General features: G+C 50.3%; 32 protein-coding genes. 1 reads left to right on the top strand and 31 read right to left on the bottom strand.

All coding sequences use genetic code 11. From position 1 onward, the window contains the following. Positions 1–14 precede the first annotated feature (14 nt). The 28 genes from rplQ to rpsJ form a co-directional block, all read right to left on the bottom strand. Positions 15–398, bottom strand: coding sequence for a 50S ribosomal protein L17 (gene rplQ, locus ACZ6J2_RS21675; RefSeq protein ID WP_001216368.1), 384 nt, complete (start codon positions 396–398; stop codon positions 15–17). A 40-nt stretch (positions 399–438) separates the two neighbouring features. After that, positions 439–1,428 carry a DNA-directed RNA polymerase subunit alpha gene (locus ACZ6J2_RS21670; RefSeq protein WP_002919219.1) on the bottom strand — a complete coding sequence of 330 codons (990 nt, stop codon included), beginning with the start codon at positions 1,426–1,428 and terminating at the stop codon, positions 439–441. A gap of 25 nt (positions 1,429–1,453) precedes the next feature. Beyond that, complete coding sequence (gene rpsD, locus ACZ6J2_RS21665; protein WP_004868345.1) at positions 1,454–2,074, bottom strand: 30S ribosomal protein S4; 621 nt, start codon at positions 2,072–2,074, stop codon at positions 1,454–1,456. 33 nt (positions 2,075–2,107) lie between these two features. Then, positions 2,108–2,497 carry a 30S ribosomal protein S11 gene (gene rpsK / locus ACZ6J2_RS21660; protein ID WP_003863312.1) on the bottom strand — a complete coding sequence of 130 codons (390 nt, stop codon included), beginning with the start codon at positions 2,495–2,497 and terminating at the stop codon, positions 2,108–2,110. A 16-nt stretch (positions 2,498–2,513) separates the two neighbouring features. Next, positions 2,514–2,870: a 30S ribosomal protein S13 gene (gene rpsM / locus ACZ6J2_RS21655; protein WP_003863308.1), complete on the bottom strand. Its 357-nt coding sequence runs from the start codon at positions 2,868–2,870 to the stop codon at positions 2,514–2,516. Between the two features lie 146 nt (positions 2,871–3,016). Next, positions 3,017–3,133: a 50S ribosomal protein L36 gene (gene rpmJ / locus ACZ6J2_RS21650; RefSeq protein WP_000868187.1), complete on the bottom strand. Its 117-nt coding sequence runs from the start codon at positions 3,131–3,133 to the stop codon at positions 3,017–3,019. 31 nt (positions 3,134–3,164) lie between these two features. Continuing rightward, on the bottom strand, positions 3,165–4,496 hold the full coding sequence (gene secY / locus ACZ6J2_RS21645; protein ID WP_003863305.1) for a preprotein translocase subunit SecY: 1,332 nt from the start codon (positions 4,494–4,496) through the stop codon (positions 3,165–3,167). 7 nt (positions 4,497–4,503) lie between these two features. Beyond that, the gene (gene rplO / locus ACZ6J2_RS21640) at positions 4,504–4,938 is read right to left on the bottom strand and encodes a 50S ribosomal protein L15 (RefSeq protein WP_003863304.1); all 435 of its coding nucleotides are present in this window, start codon (positions 4,936–4,938) and stop codon (positions 4,504–4,506) included. A 3-nt stretch (positions 4,939–4,941) separates the two neighbouring features. Beyond that, positions 4,942–5,121 carry a 50S ribosomal protein L30 gene (gene rpmD, locus ACZ6J2_RS21635; RefSeq protein ID WP_003863301.1) on the bottom strand — a complete coding sequence of 60 codons (180 nt, stop codon included), beginning with the start codon at positions 5,119–5,121 and terminating at the stop codon, positions 4,942–4,944. Between the two features lie 6 nt (positions 5,122–5,127). After that, positions 5,128–5,628, bottom strand: a complete 501-nt coding sequence (gene rpsE, locus ACZ6J2_RS21630; protein ID WP_003863299.1) for a 30S ribosomal protein S5 — start codon at positions 5,626–5,628, stop codon at positions 5,128–5,130. A gap of 14 nt (positions 5,629–5,642) precedes the next feature. Next, positions 5,643–5,996: a 50S ribosomal protein L18 gene (gene rplR, locus ACZ6J2_RS21625; RefSeq protein ID WP_003863297.1), complete on the bottom strand. Its 354-nt coding sequence runs from the start codon at positions 5,994–5,996 to the stop codon at positions 5,643–5,645. Positions 5,997–6,005: 9 nt separating this feature from the next. Next, positions 6,006–6,539: a 50S ribosomal protein L6 gene (gene rplF / locus ACZ6J2_RS21620; protein ID WP_003863296.1), complete on the bottom strand. Its 534-nt coding sequence runs from the start codon at positions 6,537–6,539 to the stop codon at positions 6,006–6,008. A gap of 12 nt (positions 6,540–6,551) precedes the next feature. Continuing rightward, on the bottom strand, positions 6,552–6,944 hold the full coding sequence (rpsH, locus tag ACZ6J2_RS21615) for a 30S ribosomal protein S8 (RefSeq protein ID WP_006178918.1): 393 nt from the start codon (positions 6,942–6,944) through the stop codon (positions 6,552–6,554). 30 nt (positions 6,945–6,974) lie between these two features. Beyond that, positions 6,975–7,280, bottom strand: coding sequence for a 30S ribosomal protein S14 (rpsN, locus tag ACZ6J2_RS21610; protein ID WP_003863291.1), 306 nt, complete (start codon positions 7,278–7,280; stop codon positions 6,975–6,977). Positions 7,281–7,294: 14 nt separating this feature from the next. Further along, positions 7,295–7,834 (bottom strand): 50S ribosomal protein L5, encoded by a 540-nt coding sequence (gene rplE / locus ACZ6J2_RS21605; RefSeq protein WP_001096206.1) that lies wholly within the window; start codon positions 7,832–7,834, stop codon positions 7,295–7,297. A 14-nt stretch (positions 7,835–7,848) separates the two neighbouring features. Beyond that, positions 7,849–8,163, bottom strand: a complete 315-nt coding sequence (gene rplX / locus ACZ6J2_RS21600) for a 50S ribosomal protein L24 (protein ID WP_003863287.1) — start codon at positions 8,161–8,163, stop codon at positions 7,849–7,851. A gap of 10 nt (positions 8,164–8,173) precedes the next feature. Then, positions 8,174–8,545, bottom strand: a complete 372-nt coding sequence (rplN, locus tag ACZ6J2_RS21595; protein ID WP_002919748.1) for a 50S ribosomal protein L14 — start codon at positions 8,543–8,545, stop codon at positions 8,174–8,176. A 166-nt stretch (positions 8,546–8,711) separates the two neighbouring features. Next, positions 8,712–8,966 carry a 30S ribosomal protein S17 gene (gene rpsQ, locus ACZ6J2_RS21590; protein WP_008503489.1) on the bottom strand — a complete coding sequence of 85 codons (255 nt, stop codon included), beginning with the start codon at positions 8,964–8,966 and terminating at the stop codon, positions 8,712–8,714. Further along, positions 8,966–9,157, bottom strand: a complete 192-nt coding sequence (rpmC, locus tag ACZ6J2_RS21585; RefSeq protein WP_003863282.1) for a 50S ribosomal protein L29 — start codon at positions 9,155–9,157, stop codon at positions 8,966–8,968. Before rpmC ends, rpsQ begins: the two co-directional genes overlap by 1 nt. After that, positions 9,157–9,567, bottom strand: a complete 411-nt coding sequence (gene rplP / locus ACZ6J2_RS21580; RefSeq protein ID WP_002919759.1) for a 50S ribosomal protein L16 — start codon at positions 9,565–9,567, stop codon at positions 9,157–9,159. Before rplP ends, rpmC begins: the two co-directional genes overlap by 1 nt. Positions 9,568–9,579: 12 nt before the next feature. After that, complete coding sequence (gene rpsC, locus ACZ6J2_RS21575; RefSeq protein ID WP_000529945.1) at positions 9,580–10,281, bottom strand: 30S ribosomal protein S3; 702 nt, start codon at positions 10,279–10,281, stop codon at positions 9,580–9,582. A 17-nt stretch (positions 10,282–10,298) separates the two neighbouring features. Next, positions 10,299–10,631: a 50S ribosomal protein L22 gene (rplV, locus tag ACZ6J2_RS21570; RefSeq protein ID WP_002919773.1), complete on the bottom strand. Its 333-nt coding sequence runs from the start codon at positions 10,629–10,631 to the stop codon at positions 10,299–10,301. A gap of 14 nt (positions 10,632–10,645) precedes the next feature. Beyond that, positions 10,646–10,924 (bottom strand): 30S ribosomal protein S19, encoded by a 279-nt coding sequence (rpsS, locus tag ACZ6J2_RS21565; protein WP_001138117.1) that lies wholly within the window; start codon positions 10,922–10,924, stop codon positions 10,646–10,648. A 16-nt stretch (positions 10,925–10,940) separates the two neighbouring features. Further along, entirely contained in the window at positions 10,941–11,762 is an 822-nt protein-coding gene (gene rplB, locus ACZ6J2_RS21560) for a 50S ribosomal protein L2 (RefSeq protein ID WP_000301859.1), read from the bottom strand. A 17-nt stretch (positions 11,763–11,779) separates the two neighbouring features. Then, entirely contained in the window at positions 11,780–12,082 is a 303-nt protein-coding gene (gene rplW, locus ACZ6J2_RS21555; protein ID WP_000617546.1) for a 50S ribosomal protein L23, read from the bottom strand. Then, positions 12,079–12,684 (bottom strand): 50S ribosomal protein L4, encoded by a 606-nt coding sequence (rplD, locus tag ACZ6J2_RS21550; protein ID WP_000424395.1) that lies wholly within the window; start codon positions 12,682–12,684, stop codon positions 12,079–12,081. Before rplD ends, rplW begins: the two co-directional genes overlap by 4 nt. 10 nt (positions 12,685–12,694) lie before the next feature. Further along, a complete protein-coding gene (gene rplC, locus ACZ6J2_RS21545; RefSeq protein WP_006178923.1) occupies positions 12,695–13,324 on the bottom strand; it encodes a 50S ribosomal protein L3 in 630 nt (209 codons plus the stop codon). Positions 13,325–13,356: 32 nt separating this feature from the next. Next, positions 13,357–13,668: a 30S ribosomal protein S10 gene (gene rpsJ / locus ACZ6J2_RS21540; RefSeq protein WP_001181005.1), complete on the bottom strand. Its 312-nt coding sequence runs from the start codon at positions 13,666–13,668 to the stop codon at positions 13,357–13,359. 381 nt (positions 13,669–14,049) lie between these two features. Here rpsJ and ACZ6J2_RS21535 point away from each other — a divergent pair, with 381 nt between their 5' ends. After that, positions 14,050–14,523: a prepilin peptidase gene (locus ACZ6J2_RS21535; protein ID WP_471726623.1), complete on the top strand. Its 474-nt coding sequence runs from the start codon at positions 14,050–14,052 to the stop codon at positions 14,521–14,523. On the opposite strand, the gene bfr is transcribed toward ACZ6J2_RS21535, so the two are convergent. From bfr to ACZ6J2_RS21520, 3 genes are all read right to left on the bottom strand, one after another. Continuing rightward, positions 14,507–14,983 carry a bacterioferritin gene (gene bfr, locus ACZ6J2_RS21530; protein ID WP_008503492.1) on the bottom strand — a complete coding sequence of 159 codons (477 nt, stop codon included), beginning with the start codon at positions 14,981–14,983 and terminating at the stop codon, positions 14,507–14,509. The two genes, ACZ6J2_RS21535 and bfr, sit on opposite strands and share 17 nt — an antisense overlap. Positions 14,984–15,055: 72 nt before the next feature. Next, a complete protein-coding gene (gene bfd, locus ACZ6J2_RS21525) occupies positions 15,056–15,250 on the bottom strand; it encodes a bacterioferritin-associated ferredoxin (protein WP_008503493.1) in 195 nt (64 codons plus the stop codon). 179 nt (positions 15,251–15,429) lie between these two features. Next, positions 15,430–15,596: EF-Tu C-terminal domain-related protein (locus ACZ6J2_RS21520; RefSeq protein WP_001669278.1), on the bottom strand; the 167-nt coding region annotated here is incomplete at its 5' end.

The following is a 15,596-nucleotide window of genomic DNA, read 5'->3' as shown; positions in this document are numbered from 1 at the left end:
TACGTTACTGCAGATTACTCTGCAGCAGCTTCTGCTTTCTCTGAACGATCAACCAGCTCGATGTAAGCCATCGGCGCGTTGTCGCCTGCACGGAAACCACACTTCAGAATGCGAGTGTAACCACCGGCACGGCTCGCGAAACGCGGGCCCAGTTCGTTAAACAGTTTTGCCACGATCTCGTTATCACGAGTACGGGCGAATGCCAGACGACGATTAGCAACGCTGTCAGTCTTGGCAAGAGTAATCAGCGGCTCAACTACGCGACGCAGCTCTTTCGCTTTAGGCAGGGTCGTCTTGATGATCTCATGACGAACCAGTGAACCTGCCATGTTGCGGAACATAGCCTGGCGATGGCTGCTGTTGCGGTTCAGTTGACGACCACTCTTACGATGGCGCATGACCTTATCCTTCTCAGTAAAACCTTAACCTGTGATCCGGTTACTCGTCAGCAATGCTTGCCGGTGGCCAGTTTTCCAGGCGCATGCCCAGAGACAGACCACGTGAAGCCAGCACGTCTTTAATCTCAGTAAGAGATTTTTTACCCAGGTTCGGCGTTTTCAGCAACTCAACCTCGGTACGCTGTACCAGATCACCGATATAGTGGATAGCTTCTGCCTTGAGGCAGTTAGCAGAGCGGACAGTCAATTCGAGATCGTCAACAGGGCGCAGCAGGATCGGATCGAATTCTGGTTTCTCTTCTTTCACTTCCGGCTGACGTACATCACGTAAGTCAACGAAAGCTTCCAGTTGTTCTGCCAGGATGGTCGCCGCACGACGAATCGCCTCTTCAGGATCGATTGTGCCATTGGTTTCCATTTCGATGACCAGCTTGTCCAGGTCGGTACGCTGTTCTACACGCGCTGCTTCAACATTGTAGGCAATACGCTCTACAGGGCTGTAGCATGCGTCGACCAGCAGACGGCCGATTGGGCGCTCATCTTCTTCCGAATGAATTCGGGCAGAAGCCGGCACATAACCACGACCGCGCTGAACTTTGATACGCATGCTAATAGCTGCGTTCTCATCGGTCAGGTGGCAGATCACGTGCTGCGGCTTGACGATTTCAACATCACCGTCGTGGGTGATGTCGGCTGCAGTCACAGGGCCAATGCCAGATTTATTCAGAGTAAGAATAACTTCATCTTTACCCTGAACTCTCACCGCCAGCCCTTTCAGGTTGAGCAGGATTTCAAGGATATCTTCCTGAACGCCTTCTTTGGTGCTGTACTCATGAAGTACACCATCAATCTCAACCTCGGTCACCGCGCAACCCGGCATCGATGAGAGCAGAATACGGCGCAGTGCGTTACCCAGAGTATGGCCAAAGCCACGCTCTAAAGGCTCAAGGGTCACCTTGGCGTGCGTCGAACTCACTTGCTCGATATCTACCAGGCGCGGTTTTAGAAACTCTGTCACAGAACCCTGCATTGTGTCCTCTCTTTGGTACTAAGCTTTACTTGGAGTAAAGCTCGACGATCAGGTGTTCGTTAATGTCCGCAGACAGATCAGAACGTTCTGGCTGACGCTTGAACGTACCTTCCATCTTGCCAGCATCAACTTCCAGCCAGGTTGGCTTTTCACGCTGCTCAGCCAGCTCCAGAGCGGCCTTCACGCGAGATTGCTTTTTCGCTTTCTCACGAATGCTAACAACGTCATTCGCTTTAACCTGATAAGAAGCGATGTTAACAACACGACCGTTTACCATGATTGCTTTGTGGCTAACCAGCTGACGTGATTCAGCACGAGTAGCGCCGAAGCCCATACGGTATACAACGTTGTCCAGACGACCTTCCAGCAGAGCCAGCAGGTTTTCACCTGTGTTGCCTTTCAGACGTGCTGCTTCTTTATAGTAGTTACGGAACTGACGCTCCAGCACACCGTACATACGGCGAACTTTTTGCTTTTCACGCAACTGCACACCATAGTCAGACAGACGCGGTTTACGCGCACCGTGCTGGCCAGGAGCTTGTTCAATTTTACACTTGGTATCGATCGCGCGAACGCCAGACTTAAGGAATAAGTCGGTGCCCTCACGACGGCTCAGCTTGAGCTTAGGACCCAAATATCTTGCCATTTTCTATCTCCAACTAACCTAAAAAACGGAGCGTTATACGCGACGTTTTTTCGGCGGACGACAACCGTTATGAGGGATCGGAGTCACATCAGTAATATTCGTGATGCGGAAACCAGCGGCGTTCAGAGCGCGAACAGTAGATTCACGACCCGGACCCGGACCTTTAACCATAACTTCCAGATTCTTGATACCGTATTCTTTTACGGCTTCTGCGCAACGCTCTGCTGCAACCTGAGCTGCGAACGGAGTGGATTTGCGAGAACCACGGAAACCGGAACCACCGGCTGTTGCCCAACCCAATGCGTTACCCTGACGATCAGTAATAGTAACGATGGTGTTGTTGAAAGAAGCATGGATATGAGCCACGCCGTCAGAGACTTGTTTTCTTACACGTTTACGTGCACGAACTGGTGCCTTTGCCATTATTCAATCACCCCGATTATTTCTTGATCGGTTTGCGCGGACCCTTACGGGTACGTGCGTTGGTCTTAGTACGCTGACCGCGCACTGGCAGACCACGACGATGACGCAAACCGCGATAGCAACCAAGATCCATCAGGCGCTTGATGCTCATGCTGATTTCACGGCGCAGATCACCTTCAACGACAAATTTGGCAACTTCGTCACGCAGCGTGTCGATTTGTTCTTCAGACAGCTCACTGATCTTAACATCTTCAGCGATACCCGCTGCAGCCAGAATGGCTTTAGAACGGGTCTTGCCGACGCCGTAGATCGAAGTTAATGCGATCACAGCATGTTTCTGATCAGGAATGTTAATGCCTGCTATACGGGCCACTATGCACTCCTACTATTTAATATGTACGCACCATGCTGAAAAGCCCGTTTTCAGGATACTCAAATGGAAACGTACAGACATACAAAAGATTGGCTGGCTAATCTAGCCAGCTCAACCCAACTTTGCAAGAAAAATATGCGAAATAATCAGCCTTGGCGCTGTTTATGCTTCGGCTCGGCACTGCAAATCACACGGATGACACCATCACGCTTAACGATTTTGCAGTTACGGCATAATTTCTTGACGGAAGCACGAACTTTCATTTTTACTCTCCGTAACTTCTCAGGCGACCATTTAGCGGCCGTAGCCTTTCAGGTTCGCCTTCTTCAATGCAGACTCATACTGACTGGACATCATCAGAGTTTGCACTTGAGCCATAAAGTCCATAATCACGACAACAACGATAAGCAGTGAGGTCCCACCGAAGTAGAACGGTACTTTCATTGCATCACGCATGAACTCCGGGATCAGGCAGATAAAAGTAATATAAAGCGCACCAACCAAAGTCAGGCGAGTCATTACTTTATCGATATACTTCGCCGTTTGCTCTCCCGGACGAATTCCTGGTACAAATGCACCGGACTTCTTCAGGTTATCTGCTGTTTCACGCGGGTTGAAGACCAACGCCGTGTAGAAGAAACAGAAGAAGATGATCGCAGACGCATAGAGTAACACATAAAGTGGTTGCCCAGGCTGCAAATACAGCGAAATTGTTGTCAGCCAGTTCCAACCAGTACCGCCCCCGAACCATGACGCGATGGTTGCCGGGAACAGAATAATACTGGAAGCGAAGATAGCCGGGATAACCCCCGCCATGTTCACTTTCAGCGGTAAATGTGTGCTCTGTGCAGCATAGACACGACGACCCTGCTGACGTTTAGCGTAGTTCACCACAATGCGGCGTTGACCACGTTCAACGAAGACAACAAAGAACGTCACTGCAAATACTAATACTGCAACCAACAGCAACAGGAGGAAGTGCAGGTCGCCTTGACGCGCTTGCTCGATAGTATGGGCGATGGCTGGCGGGAGGCCCGCAACAATACCGGCGAAGATAATGATTGAGATACCGTTACCGATACCACGCTCAGTAATCTGTTCGCCGAGCCACATCAGAAACATTGTCCCTGTGACCAGACTTACAACAGCGGTGAAGTAGAATGCAAAGCCCGGGTTTAACACCAGGCCCTGCATACCAGGCATATTCGGCAGACCGGTAGCAATACCGATCGACTGGAATATTGCCAGCACCAGAGTACCGTAACGGGTGTACTGACTAATCTTACGACGTCCAGACTCCCCTTCTTTCTTCAACTCTGCCAGGGCCGGATGAACGACCGTCAGCAGCTGGATAATAATAGATGCCGAAATGTACGGCATAATACCCAATGCGAAGATAGAAGCACGGCTGAGAGCACCACCAGAGAACATGTTGAACATTTCAATGATGGTGCCTCGCTGTTGCTCAAGCAGTTTGGCAAGTACAGCGGCATCGATACCAGGGATCGGAATAAAAGAGCCAATACGGAACACAATCAGCGCGCCGATAACAAACAGCAGTCTGCGTTTCAGCTCGCCAAATCCACCTTTGGCACTTTGAAAATCTAATCCCGGTTGCTTAGCCATCTGCTACTTATTCCTCAATTTTACCGCCAGCAGCTTCGATAGCAGCACGAGCACCTTTAGTAACACGCAGGCCACGAACAGTTACCGGAGTAGAAACTTCACCAGCCAGGATCACTTTCGCGAACTCGATCTGGATACCGATAATGTTTGCTGCTTTCAGCGTGTTCAGGTCTACAACGCCGCCTTCAACTTTCGCCAGGTCAGACAGACGGATTTCCGCTGTGATCGCTGCTTTACGAGAGGTGAAGCCGAACTTCGGCAGACGACGGTACAGTGGCATCTGGCCACCCTCGAAACCGCGACGTACGCCACCGCCAGAACGAGAGTTCTGACCTTTGTGACCACGACCACCGGTTTTGCCGAGGCCAGAACCGATACCACGACCCAGGCGTTTACCCGCCTTTTTAGAGCCTTCGGCCGGAGACAGAGTATTTAAACGCATCTCTTACTCCTCAACTTTAACCATGAAGTAAACCGCGTTGACCATACCACGAACAGCAGGAGTATCCTCGCGCTCAACGGTATGACCAATACGACGCAGACCCAGGCCAAGCAGCGTTGCCTTGTGTTTCGGCAGACGACCGATTGCACTGCGGGTTTGAGTGATTTTAATAGTCTTTGCCATGGTCAATTACCCCAGAATTTCTTCAACGGATTTACCACGCTTGGCAGCGACCATTTCTGGAGAATTCATATTTTCCAGGCCATCAATAGTTGCACGAACCACGTTAATCGGGTTGGTGGAACCATATGCTTTGGCCAGAACGTTATGAACCCCAGCAACTTCCAGAACGGCGCGCATTGCACCACCGGCGATGATACCGGTACCTTCTGAAGCTGGCTGCATGAATACACGAGAACCCGTGTGAACACCTTTAACTGGGTGCTGCAGGGTGCCGTTGTTCAGCGCGACGTTAATCATATTGCGACGGGCTTTTTCCATCGCTTTCTGGATCGCTGCTGGAACTTCACGCGCTTTACCGTAACCAAAACCAACGCGACCGTTACCATCGCCTACTACAGTCAGAGCTGTGAAGGAGAAAATACGACCACCTTTAACGGTTTTAGATACGCGGTTTACCGCGATCAGCTTTTCCTGCAGTTCGCCAGCCTGTTTTTCGATGTGAGCCATCTTACACCTCTACCTTAGAACTGAAGGCCAGCTTCACGGGCAGCATCTGCCAGTGCCTGGACACGACCATGATATTGGAACCCGGAACGGTCAAAGGAAACATTGCTGATGCCTTTTTCCAGAGCGCGTTCAGCAACAGCTTTACCTACAGCTGCAGCGGCGTCTTTGTTACCGGTGTACTTCAATTGTTCTGAGATAGCTTTTTCTACAGTAGAAGCAGCTACCAGAACTTCAGAACCGTTCGGTGCAATTACCTGTGCGTAAATATGACGCGGGGTACGATGTACCACCAGGCGAGTTGCACCCAGCTCTTTGAGCTTGCGGCGTGCGCGGGTCGCACGACGGATACGAGCAGATTTCTTATCCATAGTGTTACCTTACTTCTTCTTAGCCTCTTTGGTACGCACGACTTCGTCGGCGTAACGAACACCCTTGCCTTTGTAAGGCTCAGGACGACGGTAGGCGCGCAGATCTGCTGCAACCTGACCGATCAGCTGTTTATCAGCGCCTTTCAGCACGATTTCAGTTTGAGTCGGACATTCTGCAGTGATACCGGCCGGCAGCGGATGCTCAACAGGGTGTGAGAAGCCCAGAGACAGGCCTACTGCATTCCCTTTGATAGCTGCACGATAACCTACACCAACCAGCTGAAGCTTTTTAGTGAAGCCTTCGGTAACACCAACAACCATTGAGTTCAGCAGGGCACGCGCGGTACCAGCCTGAGCCCATCCATCCACGAAACCATCACGTGGACCGAAGGTCAGAGCGTTATCTGCATGTTTAACTTCAACAGCTTTGTTGAGGGTACGAGTCAGCTCGCCGTTTTTACCTTTGATCGTAATAACCTGACCGTCGATTTTTACATCAACGCCGGCAGGAATAACGACCGGTGCTTTAGCAACACGAGACATTCTTTCCTCCGATTAGGCTACGTAGCAGATAATTTCGCCACCAAGACCAGCCTGGCGCGCTGCACGATCAGTCATAACACCTTTAGAGGTAGAAACAACTGCGATACCAAGACCAGCCATAACTTTTGGCAGCTCATCTTTTTTCTTATAGATGCGCAGGCCTGGGCGGCTGACACGCTGAATGCTTTCTACAACAGCTTTACCCTGGAAATACTTAAGAGTAAGTTCCAGTTCCGGCTTGGTGTCGCCTTCAACTTTAAAATCTTCGATAAAACCTTCTTCCTTCAGCACGTTGGCAATTGCCACTTTCAGCTTGGCGGAAGGCATGGTGACCGCAACTTTGTTCGCGGCCTGACCGTTACGGATACGGGTCAGCATATCCGCGATCGGATCTTGCATGCTCATCTGTCTTTACTCCCGTGATTCAATTGGTAATTACCAGCTAGCCTTTTTCAAGCCTGGCACTTCACCGCGCATGGCGGCTTCACGCAGTTTGATACGGCTCAACCCAAACTTGCCCACATAACCATGTGGACGACCTGTTTGACGACAGCGGTTACGCTGACGAGACGGGCTGGAATCACGCGGCAGAGACTGCAGCTTGAGAACCGCATTCCAACGATCTTCGTCGGAAGCGTTCACATCAGAAATGATCGCTTTCAGTTCAGCGCGTTTAGCGAAGAATTTATCAGCTAAAGCTACGCGCTTTACTTCGCGTGCTTTCATTGATTGCTTAGCCATTCAGTAACCCTACCTTACTTGCGGAACGGGAAGTCAAAGGCAGCCAGCAGAGCACGGCCTTCTTCGTCAGATTTCGCAGTAGTGGTAATGGTAATATCCAAACCACGCACGCGGTCGACTTTATCGTAGTCGATTTCTGGGAAGATGATCTGCTCACGGACACCCATGCTGTAGTTACCACGACCGTCGAAAGACTTAGCGGACAAGCCACGGAAGTCACGGATACGTGGAACAGCAATAGTGATCAGGCGCTCAAAGAACTCCCACATGCGTTCGCCACGCAGAGTTACTTTACAGCCGATCGGATAGCCCTGACGGATTTTGAAGCCTGCAACAGATTTGCGTGCTTTGGTGATCAGCGGTTTTTGACCGGAGATTGCTGTCAGGTCAGCTGCTGCGTTATCCAGCAGTTTCTTGTCAGCGATCGCTTCACCAACACCCATGTTCAGGGTGATCTTCTCGACCCGAGGGACTTGCATGACAGAATTGTAGTTAAACTCAGTCATGAGTTTGTTAACTACTTCGTCTTTGTAGTAATCATGCAGTTTCGCCATCGTACTACTCCAAATTACTTGATAGTTTCGCTGTTAGACTTGAAGAAACGGACTTTTTTGCCGTCTTCGAATCTAAAGCCTACACGGTCAGCCTTGCCGGTAGCCGCATTGAAGATTGCAACGTTAGAAACCTGAATAGCAGCTTCTTTTTCAACGATGCCACCTGGTTGGTTCAGGGCCGGAACCGGCTTCTGATGTTTCTTAACCAGGTTGATACCTTCAACGACAAGTTTGCCGGAAGACAGAACATTTTTTACTTTACCGCGTTTACCTTTATCTTTACCGGTTAACACGATAACTTCGTCATCACGACGGATTTTCGCTGCCATGATTCGCTCCTTAGAGTACTTCTGGTGCCAGAGAGATAATTTTCATGAACTTCTCAGTACGAAGTTCACGAGTTACCGGCCCAAAGATACGCGTGCCGATAGGCTGCTCGCTGTTATTGTTTAAAATAACGCATGCATTACCATCGAAGCGAATGACAGAACCGTCAGGGCGACGAACACCCTTCTTGGTGCGCACCACTACCGCCTTCAGCACATCACCTTTTTTGACCTTACCACGTGGAATTGCTTCCTTGATGGTGATCTTGATGATGTCGCCTACGCCTGCGTAGCGACGGTGCGAGCCACCCAGAACCTTGATACACATTACGCGACGTGCACCGGAGTTGTCGGCGACGTTCAGCATAGTCTGTTCTTGGATCATTTTAGTGCTCCGCTAATGTCAACTACTACCTGAGACTCTAAAATCAGAGCCGTTAAAAAGCCCCATATCGAGGGCGCGGCATTATAACACCGCTTCTGCAATATGGGTAGAAAAAATAAACGGCTCATCGCTGAGCCGTTTATTCGTATTGAGAAGGCGTACTGTATTACAGAACCGCTTTCTCTACAACGCGAACCAGCGTCCAGGACTTAGTCTTGGACAGTGGACGGCATTCACGGATTTCAACCTTGTCGCCGATACCACATTCGTTGTTCTCGTCATGTACGTGCAGTTTGGTCGTACGCTTGATGAATTTACCGTAGATCGGGTGTTTCACAATACGTTCGATAGCTACAACAATGGATTTCTCCATTTTGTCGCTAACAACACGACCTTGCAGAGTACGGATTTTATCGGTCATTACGCACCCGCCTTCTGAGTCAGTAAAGTCTTAACGCGTGCAACATTGCGACGCACTTGCTTCAGCAGGTGAGTCTGTTGCAGCTGGCCACTTGCAGCCTGCATACGCAGGTTGAACTGCTCACGCAGCAGGTTCAGCAGCTCAGCGTTCAGCTCTTCAACGCTTTTTTCACGCAGCTCTTTTGCTTTCATTACATCACCGTCTTAGTTACAAAGGTGGTTTTGATAGGCAGTTTCGCTGCTGCCAGGCCGAAGGCTTCACGGGCCAGCTCTTCCGGAACACCGTCCATTTCATAAAGGACTTTGCCCGGTTGGATCAAGGCAACCCAGTACTCCACGTTACCTTTACCTTTACCCATACGAACTTCCAGTGGCTTCTCGGTGATCGGTTTGTCCGGGAATACACGGATCCAGATCTTACCTTGACGCTTAACTGCACGGGTCATTGCACGACGTGCTGCTTCGATCTGACGTGCAGTCAGACGACCACGGCCAACAGCTTTCAGACCGAAAGTGCCGAAGCTAACATCCGTACCCTGCGCCAGACCACGGTTGCGGCCTTTGTGCACTTTACGGAATTTTGTACGCTTTGGTTGTAACATCAGCGACGCTCCTTATTTACGGCCTTTACGCTGCTGCTTTTTAGGTTGAGCAGCCGGTTTTTCCGGTTGTTCAACAGCAGCCATACCACCCAGGATCTCACCTTTGAAGATCCATACCTTAACGCCGATTACACCGTAAGTGGTGTGCGCTTCAGAGGTGTTGTAGTCGATGTCAGCACGCAGAGTGTGCAGCGGTACGCGACCTTCACGGTACCATTCGGTACGTGCGATTTCCGCGCCGCCCAGACGGCCGCTAACTTCAACTTTAATACCTTTAGCGCCCAGACGCATTGCGTTCTGTACAGCACGCTTCATAGCACGACGGAACATAACACGACGTTCCAGCTGTGAAGTGATGCTGTCAGCAACCAATTTAGCGTCCAGTTCAGGCTTACGAACTTCAGCGATATTGATCTGTGCAGGAACGCCAGCGATATCCGCTACGACCTTGCGCAGTTTTTCTACGTCTTCGCCTTTCTTACCGATAACGATGCCAGGACGAGCAGTGTGAATAGTCACACGGATGCTCTTCGCTGGACGCTCGATAACGATACGAGATACAGACGCTTTAGCCAGTTCCTTAGTCAGGTACTGACGTACTTTAAAATCGCTGTCCAGGTTGTCAGCGAATTCTTTGGTGTTCGCAAACCAGGTAGAGTTCCATGGTTTTACAATACCCAGGCGAATACCATTAGGATGTACTTTCTGACCCATTGCTAGTCTCCAGAGTCTCAGCGATCGGACACAACCACAGTAATGTGGCTGGTGCGCTTCAGGATGCGATCTGCACGACCTTTCGCACGCGGCATAATGCGCTTCATGCTTGGGCCTTCATCTACGAAAATTTTCGCGACTTTCAGATCGTCGATGTCAGCGCCATCGTTGTGTTCAGCGTTAGCAATGGCAGATTCCAGTACTTTCTTGACCAATACCGCAGCTTTCTTGTTGGTATAGGTCAGGATGTCCAGGGCCTGCGACACTTTCTTACCGCGAATCAGGTCAGCAACAAGGCGAACCTTCTGAGCAGAAGAACGAGCATGGCGATGTTGAGCTAAAGTTTCCATCTCTTCCTCCTACCTTATTTCTTCTTCGCTTTTTTATCAGCAGCGTGGCCGCGATAAGTACGAGTCGGTGCGAATTCACCCAGTTTGTGACCAACCATTTCGTCGGTAACAAAGACTGGAACGTGCTGACGACCATTATGGACAGCGATGGTCAAACCGATCATGTTAGGAAAGATCGTTGAACGACGGGACCAAGTGCGCAGGGGCTTCTTGTCTCCGCTTTCCACCGCTTTCTCTACCTTCTTCAGCAAGTGCAGGTCAATAAAAGGACCTTTCTTGAGAGAACGTGGCATGGCTTATCCTCTAAAATTATTTGCTACGGCGACGTACGATAAATTTATCAGTACGCTTGTTGCTGCGGGTCTTCTTACCTTTGGTCTGAACGCCCCACGGAGTTACCGGGTGCTTACCAAAGTTACGACCTTCACCACCACCATGTGGGTGGTCGACTGGGTTCATCGCAGTACCGCGAACGGTAGGACGAACACCACGCCAGCGTGCAGCACCTGCTTTACCCAGAACGCGCAGCATATGCTCAGCATTGCCAACTTCGCCCAGAGTAGCGCGGCAGTCTGCTTCGACTTTACGCATTTCACCAGAACGCAGACGCAGGGTGACATACGCACCATCACGAGCAACGATCTGAACGTAAGTACCAGCGGAACGTGCCAGCTGACCGCCTTTACCTGGTTTCATTTCTACGTTATGAACGGTAGAACCAACCGGGATATTGCGCATCGGCAGGGTGTTGCCTGCTTTGATTGCAGCATCAACGCCAGACTGAATCTGGTCGCCAGCTTTCAGGCCTTTAGGGGCCAGGATGTAACGGCGTTCGCCGTCTTTGTACAGAACCAGCGCGATATTCGCGGAACGGTTCGGATCGTACTCAAGACGTTCAACAACTGCTGGGATACCGTCTTTGTTGCGTTTGAAGTCAACAATACGATAAGCCTGCTTGTGGCCACCACCGATGTGACGAGTGGTGATACGGCCATTGTTGTTACGACCACCGGATTTGCTGTTTTTTTCCAGCAACGGAGCAAAAGGTTTGCCCTTGTGCAGCTCAGGGTTAACCACTTTAACTACGTGGCGACGACCCGGAGATGTCGGTTTACATTTAACAACTGCCATTGTATTACTCCTCCGACTTACTCAGCGCCGCCAACGAAGTCCAGATTCTGGCCTTCTTTCAGGGTGACGTAAGCTTTTTTCCAGTCGCTACGACGACCGATACGCTGTCCGTGACGTTTAACTTTCCCTTTAACTACCAGGGTGTTAACGACTTCGACTTCGACTTCAAACAGTTTCTGCACAGCAGCTTTGATCTCTGCTTTGGTCGCGTCTTTAGCAACTTTGAGAACGATGGTGTTTGTTTTTTCCATCGCAGTAGACGCTTTTTCAGAAACGTGCGGTGCGCGAAGCACCTTCAGCAGACGTTCTTCACGAATCATGCCAGCATCTCCTCAACTTGCTTAACAGCATCAGCAGTCATTACGACTTTGTCGAAGGCGATCAGGCTAACCGGGTCGATACCAGTCGCGTCGCGTACGTCAACCTTGTGCAGGTTACGTGCGGCCAGGAACAGGTTCTCGTCCAGCTCACCGGTGATGATCAGCACATCTTCCAGAGCCATGTCTTTCAGTTTCTGTGCCAGCAGCTTAGTTTTAGGCGCTTCAACAGAGAACTTCTCGACAACGATCAGACGATCCTGACGTACCAGTTCGGACAGGATGCTTTTCAGCGCGCCGCGGTACATCTTTTTGTTAACTTTTTGACTGTGGTCCTGTGGACGCGCAGCGAAGGTCACGCCACCTGAACGCCAGATCGGGCTCTTGATAGAACCTGAACGCGCACGGCCGGTACCTTTCTGGCGCCATGGCTTTTTGCCAGAACCAGTTACTTCAGCACGAGTCTTCTGAGCACGAGTACCCTGACGAGCACCAGCTGCATAAGCAACAACAACCTGGTGAACCAGCGCTTCGTTGAAATCACGACCGAAGGTAGTTTCGGAAACAGTCAGCGCGCTCTGCGCGTCTTTCAATACTAATTCCATTGCTATCCCCTTACGCCTTCACAGCTGGTTTAACGATCAGGTCGCTACCGGTTGCACCCGGAACTGCACCTTTAACCAGCAGCAGGTTGCGCTCAGCGTCAACACGTACTACGTCCAGGCTCTGAACGGTCACACGTTCGTTACCCAGCTGACCTGCCATTTTCTTGCCTTTGAACACTTTGCCCGGAGTCTGGTTCTGACCGATAGAACCCGGAACGCGGTGAGACAAGGAGTTACCGTGGGTAGCGTCCTGGGTACGGAAGTTCCAGCGCTTAACGGTACCAGCAAAACCTTTACCTTTAGAGGTACCGGTTACGTCAACTTTTTTAACGTCAGCAAACAGCTCAACGCTAATGTCCTGACCTACGGTGAACTCTTCGCCTTCAGCAAGACGGAATTCCCACAGACCACGGCCAGCTTCTACGCCAGCTTTAGCGAAGTGACCCGCTTCTGGTTTGGTTACACGGTTAGCTTTTTTAGCACCAGTGGTCACCTGAACAGCGCGGTAGCCATCGTTAGCCAGATCTTTAACCTGGGTAACACGGTTTGCTTCAACTTCGATTACGGTTACTGGGATTGAAACGCCATCTTCAGTGAAGATGCGGGTCATGCCCACTTTTTTACCGACTAAACCAATCATTGTATCAACCTCTCAATCGCTCGATGACCTGATTAACCCAGGCTGATCTGCACGTCTACACCGGCAGCCAGATCCAGACGCATCAGAGCATCAACGGTTTTCTCAGTTGGCTCAACGATGTCAACCAGACGCTTGTGAGTGCGGATTTCGTACTGATCGCGCGCGTCTTTGTTGACGTGCGGAGAGATCAGAACGGTGAAGCGCTCTTTGCGGGTCGGCAGCGGGATCGGACCACGGACTTGCGCACCAGTGCGCTTAGCAGTCTCGACGATTTCCGCGGTTGATTGATCGATCAGACGATGATCAAACGCTTTAAGGCGGATACGGATTCTTTGGTTCTGCATGAGACCAGAGCTCCAATTATTTTATAAACGAAAATGATTACTCCTCAAACCCATTACGATTGATGGGAGAGTGTAACCGTTCTTACGTAGCTCCCCAATTGGGAGCATTGTTGAGTAACAAAATGAGCTACTCTGGTTCTGATTGAACCCGCCGTCAATTACGACAAGCCCGCGCATTATACGTAAATCTGGGCAAGACGCAAGTGCCGTTTAGAAATTAAGCGCCAGAGGTGCAGTATGCATTAAGGCGCGCAACATTTTACGCAATGTAATCCCTTCTCGTTTCTTTGTCTGGACCCGCTACGCAAGTGTCGTTTTTGTTGATTGCCGGCCAGGCCGATTATAACGAGTATGCGCTCAATACCCTTTGAGGCCTTTGCCATGTTAACCACCCTCCCCTTTTTGCTGATCTATGTTTCACTGACTGCCTTTCTAGTACATGCAGATATTCGCTACGGACTGCTTCCTGATAAATTTCTCTGCCCGCTGCTATGGGCGGGCCTGCTCTTTCAGCTCTGTGTCCAACCTGATTTTCTGCCGAGTGCAGTGGTGGGAGCGATGGCTGGATATGTCGGCTTTGCCGTTATTTACTGGGGATATCGGTTTATCTGCCGGCGTGAAGGGATGGGATACGGCGATGTAAAATACCTGGCGGCGCTTGGTGCGTGGCATGGCTGGTACATGCTGCCTACGCTGGCGTTACTCGCTGCGCTTATGGCGCTAATTAGCATTCTTGTGTTTTCGTTACTCACCGCCGATAAGGGAGCATTAAAAAACCCACTGCCTTTTGGGCCATTTCTGGCAGCAGCGGGTTTATGCGTAGGCTGGAAGACGGTGGTTACTCTTCCACTTTAATCTGCGACTGAAGGTAGTTCTGCAGACCGATTTTAGCAATCAGATCCAGCTCCGTTTCCAGCCAGTCAATATGACCTTCTTCATCGGCCAGGATCTGGATCATCATATCGCGACTGACGTAGTCATGTACGCTGTCGGCATAGGCAATGGCTTCACGGAGATCTTTGGCGCCTTCAAGTTCCAGCCTGAGGTCGGAACGCAGCATCTCTTCGACATCTTCTCCGATGCCCAGCTTTCCGAGATCCTGCAGGTTTGGAATGCCTTCAAGGAATAAAATACGCTCGATATATTTATCAGCGTGCTTCATTTCATCGATCGATTCATGGTACTCAACGTCGTTCAGACGTTTAAGCCCCCAGTTTTTGAACATTCTCGCGTGAAGAAAGTACTGGTTAATTGCGACAAGCTCATTTCCCAATAATTTATTGAGATAACTTATGATTTTAACATCACCTTTCATTATATAGTCCCTCCGCTTCCACTCATTGAAGCGTAGATCGGGCTACAGGGATGTCAAAAAAAAGATGGGCGCTTACGCGATCTCTTTGTATTCCGGGATCTGCATCAATTCGTCCTGCATGATCTCTCGCGCAGCACGTACACATTTACCGCATTGATTTCCCACCGGAACAAATTTGCGTAGTTGCTGAAATGACTGAGGCTGAAACTGGCGAACGGCCTGACGTATTTTCTTGTCGCTTACACCATTACATAAACAAACGTACATAGAGACTCCCGTTCAAATTATGCGCAAAGTGTAAGTGAGAATGGTTATGATTACAATAGCACAAACGCCACAATACGGGGCGGGAGCAGGCAAAAAATGCGAAATTTTGTGACAGTAACTGAGCGGCAGAAAACAAAAAAGGACGCCGAAGCGTCCTTTTTTTATTCGGGGATAATTAATTAGCCCAGAACTTTAGCAACCACGCCCGCGCCAACGGTACGGCCGCCTTCACGGATTGCGAAACGCAGACCGTCGTCCATCGCGATTGGGTGGATCAGAGTCACAACCATCTTGATGTTGTCGCCTGGCATTACCATCTCAACGCCTTCTGGCAGTTCGATGGTAC

It is taken from the genome of Enterobacter sp. E14S (genome assembly GCF_055666685.1).
The sequence above is the reverse complement of the archived record's forward strand: the minus strand, read 5'-3'. Positions and strand labels throughout refer to the sequence as shown.

What these genes read in the sequence shown, in the direction of transcription:
- rpmC (WP_003863282.1), bottom strand. Translation starts at nt 9,157, where the DNA reads ATGAAAGCAAAAGAGCTGCGTGAAAAAAGCGTTGAAGAGCTGAACGCT.
- rplW (WP_000617546.1), bottom strand. Translation starts at nt 12,082, where the DNA reads ATGATTCGTGAAGAACGTCTGCTGAAGGTGCTTCGCGCACCGCACGTT.
- rpsK (WP_003863312.1), bottom strand. Translation starts at nt 2,497, where the DNA reads ATGGCAAAGGCACCAGTTCGTGCACGTAAACGTGTAAGAAAACAAGTC.
- rplO (WP_003863304.1), bottom strand. Translation starts at nt 4,938, where the DNA reads ATGCGTTTAAATACTCTGTCTCCGGCCGAAGGCTCTAAAAAGGCGGGT.
- rplQ (WP_001216368.1), bottom strand. Translation starts at nt 398, where the DNA reads ATGCGCCATCGTAAGAGTGGTCGTCAACTGAACCGCAACAGCAGCCAT.
- rplP (WP_002919759.1), bottom strand. Translation starts at nt 9,567, where the DNA reads ATGTTACAACCAAAGCGTACAAAATTCCGTAAAGTGCACAAAGGCCGC.
- rplB (WP_000301859.1), bottom strand. Translation starts at nt 11,762, where the DNA reads ATGGCAGTTGTTAAATGTAAACCGACATCTCCGGGTCGTCGCCACGTA.
- rpsH (WP_006178918.1), bottom strand. Translation starts at nt 6,944, where the DNA reads ATGAGCATGCAAGATCCGATCGCGGATATGCTGACCCGTATCCGTAAC.
- rpsC (WP_000529945.1), bottom strand. Translation starts at nt 10,281, where the DNA reads ATGGGTCAGAAAGTACATCCTAATGGTATTCGCCTGGGTATTGTAAAA.
- rplV (WP_002919773.1), bottom strand. Translation starts at nt 10,631, where the DNA reads ATGGAAACTTTAGCTCAACATCGCCATGCTCGTTCTTCTGCTCAGAAG.
- rpmD (WP_003863301.1), bottom strand. Translation starts at nt 5,121, where the DNA reads ATGGCAAAGACTATTAAAATCACTCAAACCCGCAGTGCAATCGGTCGT.
- rplC (WP_006178923.1), bottom strand. Translation starts at nt 13,324, where the DNA reads ATGATTGGTTTAGTCGGTAAAAAAGTGGGCATGACCCGCATCTTCACT.
- secY (WP_003863305.1), bottom strand. Translation starts at nt 4,496, where the DNA reads ATGGCTAAGCAACCGGGATTAGATTTTCAAAGTGCCAAAGGTGGATTT.
- rplR (WP_003863297.1), bottom strand. Translation starts at nt 5,996, where the DNA reads ATGGATAAGAAATCTGCTCGTATCCGTCGTGCGACCCGCGCACGCCGC.
- rpsD (WP_004868345.1), bottom strand. Translation starts at nt 2,074, where the DNA reads ATGGCAAGATATTTGGGTCCTAAGCTCAAGCTGAGCCGTCGTGAGGGC.
- rpsJ (WP_001181005.1), bottom strand. Translation starts at nt 13,668, where the DNA reads ATGCAGAACCAAAGAATCCGTATCCGCCTTAAAGCGTTTGATCATCGT.
- rpsS (WP_001138117.1), bottom strand. Translation starts at nt 10,924, where the DNA reads ATGCCACGTTCTCTCAAGAAAGGTCCTTTTATTGACCTGCACTTGCTG.
- bfr (WP_008503492.1), bottom strand. Translation starts at nt 14,983, where the DNA reads ATGAAAGGTGATGTTAAAATCATAAGTTATCTCAATAAATTATTGGGA.
- rplN (WP_002919748.1), bottom strand. Translation starts at nt 8,545, where the DNA reads ATGATCCAAGAACAGACTATGCTGAACGTCGCCGACAACTCCGGTGCA.
- rplF (WP_003863296.1), bottom strand. Translation starts at nt 6,539, where the DNA reads ATGTCTCGTGTTGCTAAAGCACCGGTCGTTATTCCTGCCGGCGTTGAT.
- rpsE (WP_003863299.1), bottom strand. Translation starts at nt 5,628, where the DNA reads ATGGCTCACATCGAAAAACAGGCTGGCGAACTGCAGGAAAAGCTGATC.
- rplX (WP_003863287.1), bottom strand. Translation starts at nt 8,163, where the DNA reads ATGGCAGCGAAAATCCGTCGTGATGACGAAGTTATCGTGTTAACCGGT.
- rpsN (WP_003863291.1), bottom strand. Translation starts at nt 7,280, where the DNA reads ATGGCTAAGCAATCAATGAAAGCACGCGAAGTAAAGCGCGTAGCTTTA.
- bfd (WP_008503493.1), bottom strand. Translation starts at nt 15,250, where the DNA reads ATGTACGTTTGTTTATGTAATGGTGTAAGCGACAAGAAAATACGTCAG.
- rpsQ (WP_008503489.1), bottom strand. Translation starts at nt 8,966, where the DNA reads ATGACCGATAAAATCCGTACTCTGCAAGGTCGTGTTGTTAGCGACAAA.
- ACZ6J2_RS21670 (WP_002919219.1), bottom strand. Translation starts at nt 1,428, where the DNA reads ATGCAGGGTTCTGTGACAGAGTTTCTAAAACCGCGCCTGGTAGATATC.
- ACZ6J2_RS21535 (WP_471726623.1), top strand. Translation starts at nt 14,050, where the DNA reads ATGTTAACCACCCTCCCCTTTTTGCTGATCTATGTTTCACTGACTGCC.
- rplE (WP_001096206.1), bottom strand. Translation starts at nt 7,834, where the DNA reads ATGGCGAAACTGCATGATTACTACAAAGACGAAGTAGTTAACAAACTC.
- rpmJ (WP_000868187.1), bottom strand. Translation starts at nt 3,133, where the DNA reads ATGAAAGTTCGTGCTTCCGTCAAGAAATTATGCCGTAACTGCAAAATC.
- rplD (WP_000424395.1), bottom strand. Translation starts at nt 12,684, where the DNA reads ATGGAATTAGTATTGAAAGACGCGCAGAGCGCGCTGACTGTTTCCGAA.